Raw genomic sequence first — 15,130 nt, 5'->3', positions numbered from 1 at the left:
GCGCTTGATTGTGCGCGGTTTTTTTATATGACTGCCTTTATTTAACGACCTTGAATCCGTAGTAGGTGCCAAACTCACCTTCAGACTCATGGTAAACGAATAGCATGCCGTTGGTGTAGCCTAGTCCGTTAAAGTGATTTTGTGAGCGCAGTTTCATTGTCTTTGGCAAGGCGCTCTTGCCCACATATTGCCCGTTCAAATCAAAAATCAGTGCCGCTTTATGGTCTACGTCTAACAAGGCCAGCTCATTGCCCGCCACGCCGGTGAATGCGACAAAGTGGTCGCTGATGTCATCATGCGCCACGTTGGCTTTGGCAAAGTCTAGCTTGATCTCTTGCAGTTTTTCGCGTTGCTTGGGATCTACCACAAATACCAGATTGCCTCTTTCTTGCTTGGCAAAATAATGGTTGCTCACCGGATCGTAGCTTGGCATGGTGCCCGCGTCGCCAAAGGCCGGGTTGAATTGTGAGATTTCGCCCGAGGTGCCAAGTAGTTCGCCATTCTCCGCCACATCCAGGCTAAAAATGCCTGTATTGGGCAAAAAACCTACCGCGCTGGAAATGTTGTAGGTAATGGTTTCAATCTTGCCTGTATTAGGGTTGAAATAAAGGGAGCGGTTATCAAAGCCGGGCTTTGCCGACTGCACATATTTCCCCTCGCTGGTAAACGTATGCACTTCAGACTTTGAGATGGGCGCTTCAAACTCACTGCCCATGGGCGCCAAGCCACCATCGGCAATGTAATAGTGCTGATTGGCAGGCAAGTAGGCCACACCCATCGGGCGTGTAGTCGGTTTTTTAGCCAGCGGGATTTTGATGCCGATCTCGGCCTCAGGCAAAATGTCGGCCTGGATGCTGAGCGACAGGCATAGCAGTGCCAGGCCGCTCAATGTTTTTGGGATGAATTGCATATCTCCGTATCCTAGTTTTTATCAGTATTCAGTAGACGCTATTTTAGTCTGCAAGTTTAACGCTTGGCGGATTGTTTGCGCGTAATCAGCATGGCATCGCCATAGCTAAAAAAGCGGTAAGACTGGGCAATGGCGTGCGCATAGGCTTCGCGCATTAAGTCATAACCGCCAAATGCCGAGACCAGCATCATCAACGTGCTCTTGGGCAAGTGAAAGTTGGTGATCAACCGGTCCACCAGTTTAAACTCAAATCCTGGCGTAATAAAAATATCCGTGTCGCCATGGTGCGCAAACAGCTTGCCTGCATGTGCTGCGCTTTCCAGTGTCCGCAATGAAGTCGTGCCCACGGCTGTGACTCGCTTGCCTTCCGCACGGGCGGCCAAGATGGTGGAAATCGTCTCTTCCGGCAAATGGTAAACCTCGCTATGCATGTGGTGCTCGGCGATATTATCGACTTTCACCGGCTGAAACGTTCCCGCACCCACATGCAGCGTTACATAACGCACATGGACGCCTTTATTCATCAATGCTTGCAACAGCACCTCATCAAAATGCAAGCCTGCCGTCGGTGCCGCCACTGCGCCCGCATGCTTGGCAAACACCGTCTGGTAGCGGCTATCATCCGTCGCATCTGCCGCGTGCTCAATATATGGCGGCAATGGCAATTGGCCATACTGCTCCAAAAAGTCATACCATGACTGTTCGCCCAATAAACGAATATGGAACATATCCTGCACTCTGCCAAGCACCTCAGCCTGCATTTCGCCCGCCAGGTGCAGCATACTACCTGCCTTGGGGGAGCGGGATGATTTGATTTGCGCATAAGCTTCTTGCGTTGACAGTACGCGGTCTATCATCACCTCAATCTGCCCGCCAGTGGCTTTCTGGCCAAACAATCTCGCCTTGATCACTTTGGTATCGTTCAAGACTAGTACATCGCCAGCTGCAAACTGTTCGCCAATCTGCCTGAACAAATTATCCTTAATGGAAACCTCTTGCGCATTGACTTCCAGCAAGCGGCTTTCTGAGCGGTTAGGGAGTGGATATTGGGCAATTAAATGGGATGGAAGATAAAAATCGAAATCTAGAGTTCTCATAAGTCAAAATTATGGTTATAATAGCGGTCTTTGATGTCCAACATTATATCCCATGCCGGGATGGCGGAACTGGTAGACGCACTGGACTCAAAATCCAGCGCCGCAAGGCGTGCCGGTTCGATTCCGGCTCCCGGCACCACGAAGTACTCTCAAGTAGTACCAAAAAGACTCAAAATAGTATGAATTTAAAAGGCTTAGATGAAAATCTAGGCCTTTTTTCATATCATACCGTCGCTTGACATATACATATGGCATTCACTGATACACAGCTTCGCAATGCTAAACCAGCTGAGAAAAATTATTCGATCACAGACGGTCAAGGCCTATCCATACTGATACCAAGTAAAGGTGCTAAAGGGTGGCGTTTTCGTTACCGTCATCTGGGTAATCCGATCTTTAGATTGATGCGATTTTGGAAATTTATGGAAAATATTAACTCAAAGCTGATTATTGCTCAGATTGTTTGTGTTCTAGCTCCTCTAATCTTTTATGTATTTACCGATTTTGTTGAAAGAAAACTCCCGGAAATAGCGAGAGGAGGGTGACGGATTTTTCGTATAGGTGGTTTTATTGCTTCAGCCGGAGCTTGGATTGCTGTCTATCTATTGGAGATAGAAGTGGCAGCAGTGCTTACGATGGCTGGAAGTATAATCGGAGGCATAGGTTTGATCATACTTACAACCAGCCGGCGACCATGAATATGAGCAGGTAGCATCAAATAGAATGGTCCGTTATAGATATAAGCTGCCAGCATGAATTGCTACGCTTGAATATAAACTCAAATGAATAGCTATCTGAATCAGGTTTGTAAACCTCTACCTGCGTTTGGGAAAGAATAATGGCCGGTTATCCCGGCCTTTGATTCATCAAGCCTCAGTTAAGCTTGCTTACGGCGTACTACAACACCTAATAGACCCAAACCTGCGAATAGCATAGCGATGCTTTCTGGTTCTGGGACTGTACTTACTGTACCTACTTGACCAACGAAAACATCTGTGTTGTACCAAAGCTTTCCTGTTATGTATTTGCTTGTTCCATTATTGCCTGTTATTTCAAAACTCGCTGCCAATGATGTATATCTACCCGTAGAATCTCGCTCGATTTCAAAGATTTGGAAACGACCTTCAAGTGTATTAAATCCCTGGCCTGTATTACTAAAGTCCAGTCCGGGACCGTATGTGTTCATGGGAAATCTTACTGCATTTTCATAAATGCCAGGAATTAATCGATTTAAGCCAAGAGTATCTGGTGAGAAGGCTAAAGTTATCCACCGTTCAAAACGAACGTTTGACTCATATATAAAACTGACTGACTGCTCATAGTTTGGATTGCCTGAGTATGGAGTGTAAGCCCAAAAATTTCCCGTCGCATCAGTGAAAACATATGAGTTTGTTACGCCCCACGTTGAATCTTGCAGATTGCCATAGTACTCAATCTCCAGTCGATTAATAGCGTGTGCGCTAGCTGATGCGATTATCGTACCAAAGCTCAGCAAAGTCAGAGCAACATATTTAACAATTTTCAAAACAAATCCTCTCTTTTAGTTTTTTCTGTTACGAACACATAGGCTTATTAAGCCTAAACCAGCCATTAGCATTACTAGGCTTTCTGGTTCAGGCACCGTTGTAAGTGGACTCAGTAAAAAAGCACGCTCTTTCCCATTGATCAATCCATATCCAACGATCTGTCCTAAGTCATTGATTCCCTTAGCTGTGTATAGCGACACTTGACCATAGAGTGGGTCAAGCGGATCAATTAATGTGTCCAGCATTACTGGATTGAGATCGTCAAACCAAATGACAGCTCGTGCATTATTTTCGGGAGAGAATAAACCTGATTGGCTATATCCGACGATCTGGCCATGGCTGTTTATATCCATTGCAAAACTGGCCTCAGTGCCGTCATTTAAACTTCCCAGATCGATAGCTACTCCATTACGCCACAAGGTAGCATGCGCTCCCCCATTAAAACCATTATGGCTCTGACCTACAATGTCGCCTGCGTCATTAATTTTTTCAGCGTAGCTTGAGCTGAATCCGTCAGCTGCGCCTATATCAATACCGTTTCCATTAGACCACAGTGCTGCCCGAGTGTATATTTGCCAATCTGCAGTTGTTAATTCATACGATCCAACGACTTGTCCTAAATTGTTGATGCCTCTTGCAACACTGAAATAATACGAATTAATGATAGGTAGTTGTTCCATCGTACCATTAATCCAGATTGTAGGACCGCTATTATAAGTTGCTCCAGCGATGACCCCGTGGCTGTTAATGTCAAGAGCAATTGCCGTATTGCTTTCTAGTATAGTGGCTTGTCCATTTGTCCATACTACTGCATTTTGACCACTACTTGTCTCGTTGTATCCGACAACAACGCCTGAGTCATTAATAGCTGTTGCCGAAGACATTAATGCGTGTCCTCCAAGTAGTGAAATTTGCCCTTTATCCCAGATTGTAGCTGAGGTTTGTTGGCCAGCGGCCCAACTATATCCGACGATTTGACCATGATTATTGATATCAACAGCAGCGCTGCTTCCCGTAGTGGTCAGTGCGCCAAGGTCCGTTAGTTTATAGGACGGTTGAGCAGCTTGAATCGTACCGATATATGTGCTGAAAATTAAGCCTGATATCAATAAAGTTTTGGCTATTTGATAGTTACTTCTCTTCATTACTACTCCCTGTATTATTAATGTGGTTGTTCTAAATTAAGAATTATTTTTGACTTAAAAGTTAACAGATTAATTTGATATTAGTTATGACTTGAAGGCTAGTCCTTTGACTCTTGATATATTCGGATGTGTTAAGTAAAGACCGATTGTTCCACTTTATTAATCAAGCCATCAGTATGGTGATAAGTAGATTTGCATCTTACATGTCCGAGTAAAGCTACCTAATTAAGCTATAAACTAAATCAAAGCCACTAGGATTGTATGAGCTTGGAGTAACTTCAGCGTTTAAACTCATTAATGCTACTAACGCTTTGAATTGCTTTTTTATTGTTAGAGCGATGCAGCTACCGCTGTTTAATTATTTTTTATTGTTATTAAACAGCGTAATAATGCTCTTAAGATTATGCCTAATTTAGAAGAAATCTAGAAGTGAGTTGCGATAGCCTTAATGGGCTATTAATGGTCTGGGAAAGTTGACATGATCCCTGTTTGCCTTATCAAGAGTTAGAAGCGTAGATTAGTGCTTTACCTCAATCAAATCCCGATAGACATGCCAACTTGCGTGCCCAACCACGGGCATGGTCAGCATTAAACCTAAAAAGTTGGTCGCCAGGCCAAAGCCGATTAGCACGACAATACAAAAAGCCCATAGCAGCATGGGGACGGGGTTGCGGGCGCAGGTGCGCAGGCTGGTAATGGCGGCGGTCCAGGCGCTGGTGTTTCTGTCTAGCATGAGGGGCATGGCAATGACGCTGATACTGAAAATGGCAGCGGCAAACAGGGCGCCACTGGCAAAATAAACCAACAGAAAAACGGGCTGTTTGAAGGTGAATACGTTGATGACGACATCGCTAAAGGTGGGTAGCGCGCCATGAAAATAATGCGAAAAAATGGTCATGGAGAGCCGTACCCAGCTTAAAAACAAACATACCAGCAACACGGTAAACAGAGTGATGTTGATGAGATTGGGTAGCCAAGCGGTGAGGGTGGGCGTGAGGGCTGGCGGTTCGCCTGCTTCCATGCGTCTGCTCAGGTCGTATAGCCCCATGGCCAGAAATGGTCCTAGCAGGAAAAACCCGGTAGTGAGCCCGGCGAGCAGCCAGTAATTTTCAGCGAAGATGGTGTGTAACAGAATGCCTGTTGCCGCAAAAAAAATGCCATAAAACAGGCTGGCACGGCCACCGAGATGAATGTCAGTGACGCCGGAGTGTAGCCAGTCCGGAATGATGTGGATTGGGACTTTGCGAATTAAAAATTCATCGTCAGCGTGTATTTTGTTGGCTGAAATATGCTGTATGCCCATGTGTTTGGCCCCCGTCAAAAATGATGGCTATCATTCATTGCTGCTGGCAGTGGGGCCGGTCTTAAAACTAAAAATACACTATCGTGGACGGCGGTCCCGCTACTGGCATTTCTAATCAATCAACACAAAAAACTGCTTTGAATGCGCCAAGTTTTGAGGCTTTGCGCACGTCACCCGGAGTGCATTTCAGTTCCGAGAGTTGTTTAGCTTAATCATGAATGGTGGCTTAAGCAACAACAAAAATGTGACAACACCCACCGGAATATTTTCTTGATTGTGCTTTTAAGTGACATTTTGCGGTGCGGGTGAGCACAACTATCTTGATGGCAGAACCAAGGTTTTGAATTGCTTTGCCGCGTTTTTAAGGGGCTGTGAGGCGGAGTGCAATTGTGAGATTGGTAGAGTGAGAGTGTTTTTTTGTTAAGCGTGGCTATTCATAAATTTACATTGATGACATTGGCACCGGGCATTTTTTGTCTTGTCACTGCGATTATCTTGTGCTAATTTACAACATGTAACAAATTTGTAACTAAACGTAATTTGGTTGATACAAGCTGAATTCTGGGTTGGCAAACATGTTATCTATTTGCGAAACACAATGCGTTACCAGGCCAAATGCCTCGGCTTCATCGGAAAGTGTGTTGAAGTTGTTGCTGAGTTTGGGCGTGTTTTCGGGGCTGATTGCCATGGCTTTTTTGCATATAGGTGCCTGGATGGTGTTGCCATTTGCTGGCTTGGAATTGGTGTTGGTGGTTCTGGCGTTTGTGGTGGTGCTGCGTCATAGCGGTGACTACGAAAAAATCACTTTCGTTGAGGATCATATTGAAATCGAACAAAGTGTGTTGGGGAAAATAAAACACGTTCGGTTTCAGCGCTACTGGACCCGTATAACGCTCAGGGAAGGTGAGAACGGCAAGACGTCACTGTGGATAGGGTCCCATAATCAAGAAGTCGAGTTTGGTCGAGATACCATGGATGATGCGCAACGCGAAGCCCTGGCCTCTCATCTCAAACGAACACTTCTAAAAACTAGATAACTGGATTTTGGAGCGATTAGATGCAAGGGATGAAGAAACTCGGGGTTGGTGCGGTTGCATGGTTCTTGTCTTTAAGTGCGCATGCTGACTACACCTGGAATTTTCCGGAGCCAGTCACGCCGATGGCTTTGGATACCCTACACGTACATAATAAATTCATGCTGATCACTGCCGTGATTTTTGTGGTGGTGTTGGCAATCATGATTTACTCGATTGTGACCCACCGTCACAGCAAAGGCTACAAACCCGTCGCCGATAAAGCCCCCTCAACTGCAGTAGAAATTTTCTGGACCCTGATCCCGTTTGCAATTCTGCTCCTGATTGACTTCGTCATCATGGGGATTCCTGCTTATCACAGTGTCGTGATGATGGAGGATACCCGCGACCAATCGACCATGGTGATCAAAATCACCGGTTCGCAATGGCGCTGGCAATATGAATACCTCGATGGCGATGCGAAGGGGATTAAGTTTGTCAGCAACTTGGCAACCTCTAACGGTCAAATGCATAACGAAGAAGAAAAAGGCGAGCATTATTTGCTGGAAGTGGATAATCCGCTGGTGCTGCCGGTAGGCGAGAAGGTGCGCATTTTGATGACTGCCTCTGACGTGTTGCATAACTGGTGGGTGCCGCAATTTGGCTCTTCACGCGTCGCAGTGCCTGGTTTTATTCGTGAAACCTGGGTGCAGGTTGAGAAGCCTGGTGTGTACCGCGGCCAATGTAAAGAGCTATGCGGCAAGGGTCATGGATATATGCCTGTGGTGGTGAATGCGGTTTCTAAAGAAGAGTTTGCGCAGTGGGCAAATAAAAAACAGGATGAGCAAAAAGCTGCTAATGATGTCAAAGAAATGACCAAAGACGAGTTGGTCACGCAGGGCAAGGTTGTTTATGAGAAAAACTGTGCTGTGTGTCATCAGGTGACTGGTGCAGGCCTGCCCCCAGCCTTCCCGGCGCTGACTGGCAGCAAAATTGCCACTGGCGCTATTTTTGGCGCGGATGGTAAATACCAGAAAGACAGTCACCTCGACCGTGTGCTGAATGGTAAGGGCGTCATGCCTGCCTGGAAGGCGACCTTGAATGATACTGAAATTGCAGCAGTGATTACCTATGAGCGGAATGCCTTGGGTAACTCGGCAGCAGTAGATGCAGTGTTGCAACCGGCGCAAGTTAAAGCAGCCCGTGAATAAATATTTAAGCGATTGATTTAGGAGAGCACTATGAGTACTACATCAGTAGCACATCATGATGAGCATCACGATCACCCAACCGGGATCATGCGTTGGCTGACGACGACAAACCACAAAGATATCGGGACCATGTACCTGACGTTTTCACTGATTATGTTCTTGGTCGGTGGGACGATGATTCTTGGTATCCGTGCCGAGTTGTTCAAGCCGGGATTGCAGTTGATGAACCCAGAGTTTTTTAACCAGTTGATTGGTGTGCATGCGCTGATTATGATTTTTGCTGCGCTGATGCCTGCAGCCACTGGGTTTGCCAACTGGATGCTGCCGTTGCAGATCGGTGCGCCCGATATGGCCTTGCCACGCTTGAATAACTGGGGTTTCTGGATTCTGCCCCCCTCAGCGATTCTGTTAACGCTGCCGTTTACGCTGGCACTGTTCGGTGTAGGCGATGGTGCGTTAGCAACAGGCTGGACATTCTATCCCCCTTTATCTGTGCAGGGCGGTATCGGCGTGGATTTTGCGATTTTTGCGGTTCACCTGCTAGGTATTTCTTCGGTGCTGGGCTCTATTAATATCATTGTGACCATATACAACATGCGTGCCCCTGGCATGACGTTGATGAAAATGCCAATGTTTGCCTGGGGCTGGTTGATCACTGCGTTTTTGCTGATTGCGACGATTCCCGTGCTCGCTGGTGCAGTGACAATGCTGTTGACAGACCGTCACTTTGGGACACACTTCTTTGATGCAGCAGGCGGCGGTGATCCGATCATGTTCCAGCATTTGTTCTGGTTCTTTGGCCACCCAGAAGTGTATATCCTGCTGTTGCCAGTTTGGGGCTTTATCCCACAAATTCTGCAAACATTCAGCCGTAAACCAATGTACGGCTACAAAGCACAAGTGTATTCGCTGTGGGCAATTGGTGCGTTGGCGGTTGTCGTCTGGGCACACCACTTCTTTACAGCGGGGATGCCTGTGCCTGCTTTACTGTACTTTATGTATAGCACTATGGCTATTTCCTTGCCATTGGCTGTGCTGTTCTATTGCTGGATCCGCACCATGTGGAAAGGCTCGATGAGCTTTGAAACACCGATGTTGTTCACCGTAGGCTGGATTGTGTTGTTCGGAGTTGGAGGCTTGACGGGGTTGGTGCTGGCTGACGTTGCGGCAGATGCGCAATATCACAACAGCTATTTTGTGGTGGCGCACTTCCACTACACCCTGTTTGCCGGTGGCATCATGGGCATTATGGCGGGTGTGTACTACTGGCTGCCCAAAATGACTGGCCATATGTATAACGAGAAGCTGGGTAAATTACATTTCTGGTTAACAGCGATTTCATTCAATGTGACCTTTATCCCGCAATTCTTCGTTGGCTTGGCAGGGATGCCACGCCGGATTCCAGACTATGCCTTGCAATTTGCCGAATTCAATATGATTTCGAGCATCGGTGCATTTGCACTGGGGCTTTCACAGCTGTTGTTTGTCTACATCATCATCAGCTGTGTCAAAGGTGGCCAGAAGGCCTCGGATAAAGTCTGGGAAGGTGCGCAGGGCCTGGAGTGGACATTGCCCTCTCCACCGCCGTATCACAGCTTTACCGAGCAGCCAGTGGTTAAGTGATGCTGATGCAGGTCAGTGGTAGATTTAATCACTGACCTGATCGAAGAAGATGGAGACGTTGTGACCGACCGTAAGCAATCAAATAATAAAAAGGTAGCCTGGCTGCTGGCAATCATCGCAATCGGCTGGTATCTGGTTTCAATGTTTACGATCTGGAAGTAATCGGCCGCTGGCATTGTTATGGCATTAGAGCAAAAGCAGGTGGCCGCCAATAAAAGATTGGCGATTAAGTTGGTCTGGGTCATTGTAGGTGCATTGGTGTTTGCGTTTGCGCTAGTGCCTTTGTATGACGTGATTTGCTCGGTCACCGGGCTGAACGGCAAAACAAAGAATACTGCAGAGACTGCTGCGAAGGCTGTAGTGGATTTAAAGCGTGAAGTGACTGTGCAGTTTGTTTCATCGGTGATGCCTGGCTTGGGCTGGAATTTTTACCCCAAGCAAAGCAGCGTGGTGGTGCATCCAGGCCAGGTCACTACGGTGATGTTTGAGGCGAAAAACACTACCAATGCCGTAGTCGCTGGCCAAGCCATTCCAAGTGTGACGCCAGGTAAGGCATCGGCACACTTGAAAAAGATCGAGTGTTTCTGTTTTGTGAAACAGACACTGCAACCAGGGGAAGTAAAAGCACTGCCTTTGCGTTTTTTTATCAGTGCTGACTTGCCGCAAGAAGTACAAGAGATGACTTTGTCGTATTCATTTTTTCCGGCAAGTCAGTAAACAATAATAGGCAATATAAATAAAGGATAGGGAGCTAATGCATGGCTAGTCATTCAGGAAATCACTATTTTGTCCCGCACGGTAGCATCTACCCGGCGTTGATTTCAGTCGGGTTGCTGTCTATGGCCAGTGGCTTTGTATTTAATGTCACTGGCTCTGATACCCGCCTGGATGGGTCTATCAAAAACCCGGCATTGTCTTATCTGGCAACCCCAGGCAAGTACATGATGTATCTGGGGGTGGCGATTGTCCTGTCCATGATGTTTAAATGGTTAAGTACTGTCGTCACTGAAAGCGTGACCGGTCAGTATAAAAAATGGGAAGACAAGTCTTTCCGTATCGGCATGATCGTGTTTATCTGTTCCGAAGTGGCTTTTTTTGCGGCGTTTTTTGGCGCATTGTTCTACATGCGTGTGCTTTCAGTGCCTGATTTGGCTTCTTATGCACCTGACATTACACCGTATAAGGATTTCTTGAGTAATTGGCCTTCGCAAGGCCCTGGTGGCACCGTGCTTGGTGAAACCTATAAGCCCAACGCCGCATTCCACCCCATGACCTGGAGCGGTTTACCACTGATCAATACCTTGTTGTTATTAAGTTCTGGGGCCACGATTACCTGGGCGCATTGGGGGCTGATCAAAAACAACCGTAAGCAATTGATTGTGGGGCTGTTTTTAACAATCGCGCTAGGGGTGACCTTCTTGTGCTGTCAGGCAGCCGAATATCATCATGCCTATACTGAAATGGGGCTGACGCTCAAGTCTGGCGCCTATGGTGCGACGTTCTTCATGTTAACTGGCTTCCATGGCTTCCACGTCACAATCGGTACCATCATGTTGATTGTGATCTGGCTGCGTAGTATTAAAGGGCACTTTACGCCTGAGCATCATTTTGGTTTTGAAGGCGTTGCCTGGTACTGGCACTTTGTAGATGTGGTCTGGCTCGGTTTGTATATCTTTGTTTATATGCTCTAACGAGTCAAAAGGGCGCAAAACGCGCCCTTTCTTGTCTGGATATTTGTTCTTGAGTAAATGTTTTGGAGCGACTGGTGAGGGCGTGCTTATAGTGTGTGGCCGACATAGCCAAAATGCGCGGCAATGACCAAAACCAGAAAAAGAAAGATAGAGAGACCAATACGTAAGGTAAGTGCTTTGACGGTGCGGTCAGATCCGCGTTTGTCTTTGAGTAAAAAAAGCAGGGCAGAAAACAGGCTGCCTATAATGACGATCAGTATTAAAATGGTGGCAATTTTAATGAACATGATGTGATCTCTCGTTAACGTGATGACATTATGGGCTGTAAGCTAGAAAATGCAAATACCCTTGGGAAATTATGTTTTTCGTCTGCGCTGGATGGTGGTGGTTATGATGGGTGTGGCGATATGGAGTTGCCTGCGGTTGGGTATGTGGCAGTGGCACAAAGCTGAACAAAAGCAGGCCATCATGCAGGCGTTGAAACCACACGGCAATGCCATCGAATTGCGCGCGCAAGATCTGGATGTTCCCCGCCAGGTTGAGGCACTACACCTGCAAACCGTGGTGATCAAAGGCCACTATTTACCACAATACAGCTTTTTCCTCGATAACCAGATGCTGGATGGCCGGGTTGGATTCCACGTTATTACTCCCTTGTTATTGGGGGATCAAAAGCATGTCATTTGGGTAAACCGGGGCTGGATAGCAGGCTTTGCCGACCATCAGAAAACACCAGAGATTCAGACATCAGAGGCTGAACAAATCATCCAAGGCTTGTTCTGGCAACACACTAAAACCGGGTTTAGATTGGACAAAGCCACTGCAGACTGGCAGCCGGTGCAACCTGTGATTGACTTCTCTTACCTGCGGCAGCATGTCCCATATTCGTTTGCGGATGTGACCCTCAAGTTAGATCCAGCAATGCAGGCGGGTTTTGTCCGGGTTTGGCAAGTCCCTGGCGGGCAAATTGAAAAACACATGAGTTATGCCTATCAATGGTTTGGGTTTGCATTGGCAAGCTTGATGATAGGTCTTTATCAAATGATAGAAAAACGGTCTTGAGTATGCAGGAACATTTGACAGAAGTTGCCTTGGATCCTGTGCAGCAACGTAAAGGCCGCATGGTATTTTTATTGCTGGCGGTATTTTTTACCGTGCCGTTACTGGTCGTGGTTGCCATGTACAAGTTTGATTGGCGTCCTAGCGGCAAAAGCCATGGTCAACTGATTCAACCGCCGGTGTCGATCGCCCACGCCACCCACTGGGTCAGTGATAAGCAGCAAGTCGAACCTGCCTTCTGGCAAGATAAATGGAGTATGGTGTTTATTGCGCGGGAATGTGATTCTGGCTGTATGCAGCGCTTGTATGACCTCAGGCAGATTTATGTTTCCTTGTATAAAGACATGATCCGCGTACAGCGTGTACTCATTACACAGCAGAAAGACACCGCTGAGATCCGTGCGCGCTACCCAGATATGCTGATTCTTAACGGTGAATCCCAGCAGATCGTTGAGTTAGGCAGCCTGTTGAGCGGTGGTGGGCAGAACACATTAGAGGCGCACCGTGTGTATTTTATTGATCCACTTGGCAATATCATGATGCAGTACGGCCCCGAGCTGGAGGCCAAATGGATACGCAAGGATTTGGTGAAATTGTTAAAAGCTTCGTGGGCTGGATAGTGGATGTTTAAACGATTAAGTGTGTTGGCCGCGATGCTGGCCTTTTGTGTGGTAGTGTTAGGGGCCTATGTGCGGCTCTCAGATGCAGGCTTGGGTTGTCCGGATTGGCCAGGCTGTTATGGGGCATTGACGGTGCCGCAAAGTGAGGCTGCGATTGCCTCTGCCCAAAACGCCTACCCGGATAAACCATTGCAACATGCCAAGGCCTGGAAGGAAATGGCACACCGCTATCTTGCGGGCAGTCTGGGAGTGTTGGTGTTGCTAATTGCGATATTGGCTTACCGTCAACGGCGAGCACTACAAACGCCGTGGCAACTTTCGGCAGGATTGGTTGGTCTGATCGTGTTGCAAGCACTGCTTGGGATGTGGACGGTCACCTTATTACTTAAACCAGTCATCGTCACCTTACATTTGCTGGGTGGCATGACGACATTGGCCGTATTAAGTTGGATTGCTTTTCGCCATGTGTCGATTCAGCGTCTCGTGCTCAAAGCTTGGCAGTTGCGTTGGTTAGAATTGGCTTTACTGGTTTGGATCATGCAGGTGCTGTTAGGCGGCTGGACCAGTAGTAATTATGCGGCACTGGCTTGTACCGATTTCCCTACCTGCCATGGGGCATGGTGGCCAGAGATGGATATGGGAGAGGCGTTTCATCTGACGCGTGCACTGGGTGAAAGCCGCGATGGCGGCCAGTTGCACCTGAATGCATTGACGGCGATTCAATGGGTACACCGGTTGGGCGCGCTTGTGGTGTTTGCCTGGTTGCTGGTGAGCCTCAGGCTATTATGGCAATCCGCAATCCCGCGTTGGTTATGTGTTGGGTTGCTGCTGATTTTGCTCTGCCAGATTGGATTGGGCATTGCCAATCTGATTTTACAATTACCCTTAGTTTTGGCTGTCATGCATAATGCTGGGGCGGCATTGCTAGGGGTTTGCCTGGTGGCAATTAACGCAAGATTGAAGCATAAGTAAATTAAAACAAAGGGGAGTAGGCGATGCAAACTGCATGGATCACACAGATGGCAGCTGCAAAAATGAGTTTGCGGCATTTTTATGCCTTATGTAAACCGCGCGTCACGGCACTGATTGTTTTTACCGCCATGATAGGCATGTTTATGGCGACGCCGCACATGGTGCCGCTGAAAGTACTGCTCGCTGCCACGATAGGGATTGCCTTTGCATCTGGGGCTGCCGCCGCATTCAATTGCCTGGTTGAGCATAAAATTGATGCCATGATGGCGCGTACCCGGGCCCGTCCTTTACCTACTGGCCAATTATCCCAAATGGAAACTTTGCTGTTTGCCAGCATGTTGGGCGGCATCGGGTTGAGCATTCTGTATTACTGGGTCAATCCACTCACCATGTGGCTGACCTTGGCGACGTTTGTCGGCTATGCGGTGATTTATACGGTGTTTCTCAAGCCTGCCACACCGATAAATATTGTGATTGGCGGCGCCTCTGGGGCCATGCCGCCCATTTTAGGCTGGGCAGCTGTCACGAATACCGTGTCGCCAGAAGCGTTAGTCATGTTTCTGATCATTTTTGCCTGGACCCCGCCGCATTTTTGGGCGCTGGCGTTGTATCGCCGTGAAGAGTATGCCAAAGTCGGCATGCCTATGTTACCGGTCACGCATGGAGAGCGCTTTACGCTGTTGCATATCGTCCTGTATACGGTGATTTTGGTGGTGGTATCCTTCATGCCTTATGGGCTTGGGATGAGCGGCTGGCTGTATCTGCTGTCTTCAGTGTTGCTCAATGCGGTGTTTATGTATTATGTGGTCAGCCTTTACCGGCAATATTCGGATGCGCTGGCTAAAACAACGTTCAAGTATTCTATCCTCTACTTAAGCCTGATTTTTGCTGCGTTGTTACTGGATCATTACCTGATTGCTTAAGGGTTTAAATTGCGTGATGATCCCAACAAGATAACCA

16 protein-coding genes and 1 tRNA gene are annotated in these 15,130 nt (G+C 47.5%); 11 read left to right on the top strand and 6 right to left on the bottom strand.

Features of this window, described 5'->3' with window-relative positions; translation table 11 throughout:
- Positions 1–37: 37 nt before the first annotated feature.
- Together ACIDF8_RS11270 and queA are read right to left on the bottom strand one after the other, a co-directional pair.
- Entirely contained in the window at positions 38–910 is an 873-nt protein-coding gene (locus tag ACIDF8_RS11270) for a hypothetical protein (RefSeq protein WP_412010709.1), read from the bottom strand.
- 56 nt (positions 911–966) lie between these two features.
- Positions 967–2,007 (bottom strand): tRNA preQ1(34) S-adenosylmethionine ribosyltransferase-isomerase QueA, encoded by a 1,041-nt coding sequence (gene queA / locus ACIDF8_RS11265; protein ID WP_412010708.1) that lies wholly within the window; start codon positions 2,005–2,007, stop codon positions 967–969.
- A gap of 54 nt (positions 2,008–2,061) precedes the next feature.
- Here queA and ACIDF8_RS11260 point away from each other — a divergent pair.
- Both ACIDF8_RS11260 and ACIDF8_RS11255 read left to right on the top strand, forming a co-directional pair.
- Positions 2,062–2,146, top strand: a tRNA-Leu gene (locus ACIDF8_RS11260).
- Positions 2,147–2,255: 109 nt separating this feature from the next.
- The gene (locus ACIDF8_RS11255; RefSeq protein WP_412010707.1) at positions 2,256–2,552 is read left to right on the top strand and encodes an Arm DNA-binding domain-containing protein; all 297 of its coding nucleotides are present in this window, start codon (positions 2,256–2,258) and stop codon (positions 2,550–2,552) included.
- Positions 2,553–2,884: 332 nt separating this feature from the next.
- On the opposite strand, the gene ACIDF8_RS11250 is transcribed toward ACIDF8_RS11255, so the two are convergent.
- From ACIDF8_RS11250 to ACIDF8_RS11240, 3 genes are all read right to left on the bottom strand, one after another.
- The gene (locus ACIDF8_RS11250) at positions 2,885–3,532 is read right to left on the bottom strand and encodes a PEP-CTERM sorting domain-containing protein (protein ID WP_412010706.1); all 648 of its coding nucleotides are present in this window, start codon (positions 3,530–3,532) and stop codon (positions 2,885–2,887) included.
- A 15-nt stretch (positions 3,533–3,547) separates the two neighbouring features.
- On the bottom strand, positions 3,548–4,678 hold the full coding sequence (locus tag ACIDF8_RS11245; RefSeq protein ID WP_412010705.1) for a PEP-CTERM sorting domain-containing protein: 1,131 nt from the start codon (positions 4,676–4,678) through the stop codon (positions 3,548–3,550).
- 517 nt (positions 4,679–5,195) lie between these two features.
- On the bottom strand, positions 5,196–5,981 hold the full coding sequence (locus ACIDF8_RS11240) for a DUF2189 domain-containing protein (protein WP_412010704.1): 786 nt from the start codon (positions 5,979–5,981) through the stop codon (positions 5,196–5,198).
- 575 nt (positions 5,982–6,556) lie between these two features.
- Between ACIDF8_RS11240 and ACIDF8_RS11235 the strand changes: the two genes are divergently transcribed.
- The 5 genes from ACIDF8_RS11235 (at position 6,557) to ACIDF8_RS11215 (ending at position 11,519) form a co-directional block, all read left to right on the top strand.
- Positions 6,557–7,018, top strand: a complete 462-nt coding sequence (locus ACIDF8_RS11235; protein ID WP_313986986.1) for a DUF2244 domain-containing protein — start codon at positions 6,557–6,559, stop codon at positions 7,016–7,018.
- A 20-nt stretch (positions 7,019–7,038) separates the two neighbouring features.
- Positions 7,039–8,205, top strand: a complete 1,167-nt coding sequence (coxB, locus tag ACIDF8_RS11230; RefSeq protein ID WP_412010703.1) for a cytochrome c oxidase subunit II — start codon at positions 7,039–7,041, stop codon at positions 8,203–8,205.
- 30 nt (positions 8,206–8,235) lie between these two features.
- Positions 8,236–9,828, top strand: a complete 1,593-nt coding sequence (gene ctaD / locus ACIDF8_RS11225) for a cytochrome c oxidase subunit I (RefSeq protein WP_412010702.1) — start codon at positions 8,236–8,238, stop codon at positions 9,826–9,828.
- Between the two features lie 180 nt (positions 9,829–10,008).
- Complete coding sequence (locus ACIDF8_RS11220) at positions 10,009–10,545, top strand: cytochrome c oxidase assembly protein (RefSeq protein ID WP_412010701.1); 537 nt, start codon at positions 10,009–10,011, stop codon at positions 10,543–10,545.
- Between the two features lie 41 nt (positions 10,546–10,586).
- On the top strand, positions 10,587–11,519 hold the full coding sequence (locus ACIDF8_RS11215) for a cytochrome c oxidase subunit 3 (protein ID WP_412010700.1): 933 nt from the start codon (positions 10,587–10,589) through the stop codon (positions 11,517–11,519).
- Between the two features lie 86 nt (positions 11,520–11,605).
- Here ACIDF8_RS11215 and ACIDF8_RS11210 read toward each other — a convergent pair whose 3' ends face one another.
- A complete protein-coding gene (locus ACIDF8_RS11210) occupies positions 11,606–11,806 on the bottom strand; it encodes a twin transmembrane helix small protein (RefSeq protein WP_412010699.1) in 201 nt (66 codons plus the stop codon).
- A gap of 49 nt (positions 11,807–11,855) precedes the next feature.
- Here ACIDF8_RS11210 and ACIDF8_RS11205 point away from each other — a divergent pair, with 49 nt between their 5' ends.
- Genes ACIDF8_RS11205 through cyoE form a run of 4 tightly spaced genes read left to right on the top strand, consistent with a single transcriptional unit; the run spans position 11,856 to position 15,093 of the window.
- The gene (locus tag ACIDF8_RS11205; RefSeq protein ID WP_412010698.1) at positions 11,856–12,581 is read left to right on the top strand and encodes an SURF1 family protein; all 726 of its coding nucleotides are present in this window, start codon (positions 11,856–11,858) and stop codon (positions 12,579–12,581) included.
- Positions 12,582–12,583: 2 nt separating this feature from the next.
- Positions 12,584–13,198, top strand: coding sequence for an SCO family protein (locus ACIDF8_RS11200; protein ID WP_412010697.1), 615 nt, complete (start codon positions 12,584–12,586; stop codon positions 13,196–13,198).
- Between the two features lie 3 nt (positions 13,199–13,201).
- Complete coding sequence (locus ACIDF8_RS11195) at positions 13,202–14,170, top strand: COX15/CtaA family protein (protein ID WP_412010696.1); 969 nt, start codon at positions 13,202–13,204, stop codon at positions 14,168–14,170.
- Between the two features lie 23 nt (positions 14,171–14,193).
- Positions 14,194–15,093: a heme o synthase gene (gene cyoE, locus ACIDF8_RS11190; RefSeq protein ID WP_412010695.1), complete on the top strand. Its 900-nt coding sequence runs from the start codon at positions 14,194–14,196 to the stop codon at positions 15,091–15,093.
- Positions 15,094–15,130 lie beyond the last annotated feature (37 nt).

The sequence above is a fragment of the Methylophilus sp. 3sh_L genome (assembly GCF_046766015.1).
GTDB lineage: Bacteria > Pseudomonadota > Gammaproteobacteria > Burkholderiales > Methylophilaceae > Methylophilus.
Note: the sequence above shows the minus strand (reverse complement) of the source record. Positions and strands in the feature narration are given on the sequence as shown.

Excerpts from the sequence above, each read along its gene's own strand:
- ACIDF8_RS11235 (WP_313986986.1), top strand. The coding sequence starts at position 6,557 with ATGTTATCTATTTGCGAAACACAATGCGTTACCAGGCCAAATGCCTCG.
- ACIDF8_RS11270 (WP_412010709.1), bottom strand. The coding sequence starts at position 910 with ATGCAATTCATCCCAAAAACATTGAGCGGCCTGGCACTGCTATGCCTG.
- ctaD (WP_412010702.1), top strand. The coding sequence starts at position 8,236 with ATGAGTACTACATCAGTAGCACATCATGATGAGCATCACGATCACCCA.
- ACIDF8_RS11240 (WP_412010704.1), bottom strand. The coding sequence starts at position 5,981 with ATGGGCATACAGCATATTTCAGCCAACAAAATACACGCTGACGATGAA.
- ACIDF8_RS11195 (WP_412010696.1), top strand. The coding sequence starts at position 13,202 with ATGTTTAAACGATTAAGTGTGTTGGCCGCGATGCTGGCCTTTTGTGTG.
- ACIDF8_RS11245 (WP_412010705.1), bottom strand. The coding sequence starts at position 4,678 with ATGAAGAGAAGTAACTATCAAATAGCCAAAACTTTATTGATATCAGGC.
- ACIDF8_RS11205 (WP_412010698.1), top strand. The coding sequence starts at position 11,856 with ATGCAAATACCCTTGGGAAATTATGTTTTTCGTCTGCGCTGGATGGTG.
- ACIDF8_RS11220 (WP_412010701.1), top strand. The coding sequence starts at position 10,009 with ATGGCATTAGAGCAAAAGCAGGTGGCCGCCAATAAAAGATTGGCGATT.
- queA (WP_412010708.1), bottom strand. The coding sequence starts at position 2,007 with ATGAGAACTCTAGATTTCGATTTTTATCTTCCATCCCATTTAATTGCC.
- ACIDF8_RS11200 (WP_412010697.1), top strand. The coding sequence starts at position 12,584 with ATGCAGGAACATTTGACAGAAGTTGCCTTGGATCCTGTGCAGCAACGT.
- ACIDF8_RS11215 (WP_412010700.1), top strand. The coding sequence starts at position 10,587 with ATGGCTAGTCATTCAGGAAATCACTATTTTGTCCCGCACGGTAGCATC.
- cyoE (WP_412010695.1), top strand. The coding sequence starts at position 14,194 with ATGCAAACTGCATGGATCACACAGATGGCAGCTGCAAAAATGAGTTTG.
- ACIDF8_RS11210 (WP_412010699.1), bottom strand. The coding sequence starts at position 11,806 with ATGTTCATTAAAATTGCCACCATTTTAATACTGATCGTCATTATAGGC.
- coxB (WP_412010703.1), top strand. The coding sequence starts at position 7,039 with ATGCAAGGGATGAAGAAACTCGGGGTTGGTGCGGTTGCATGGTTCTTG.
- ACIDF8_RS11255 (WP_412010707.1), top strand. The coding sequence starts at position 2,256 with ATGGCATTCACTGATACACAGCTTCGCAATGCTAAACCAGCTGAGAAA.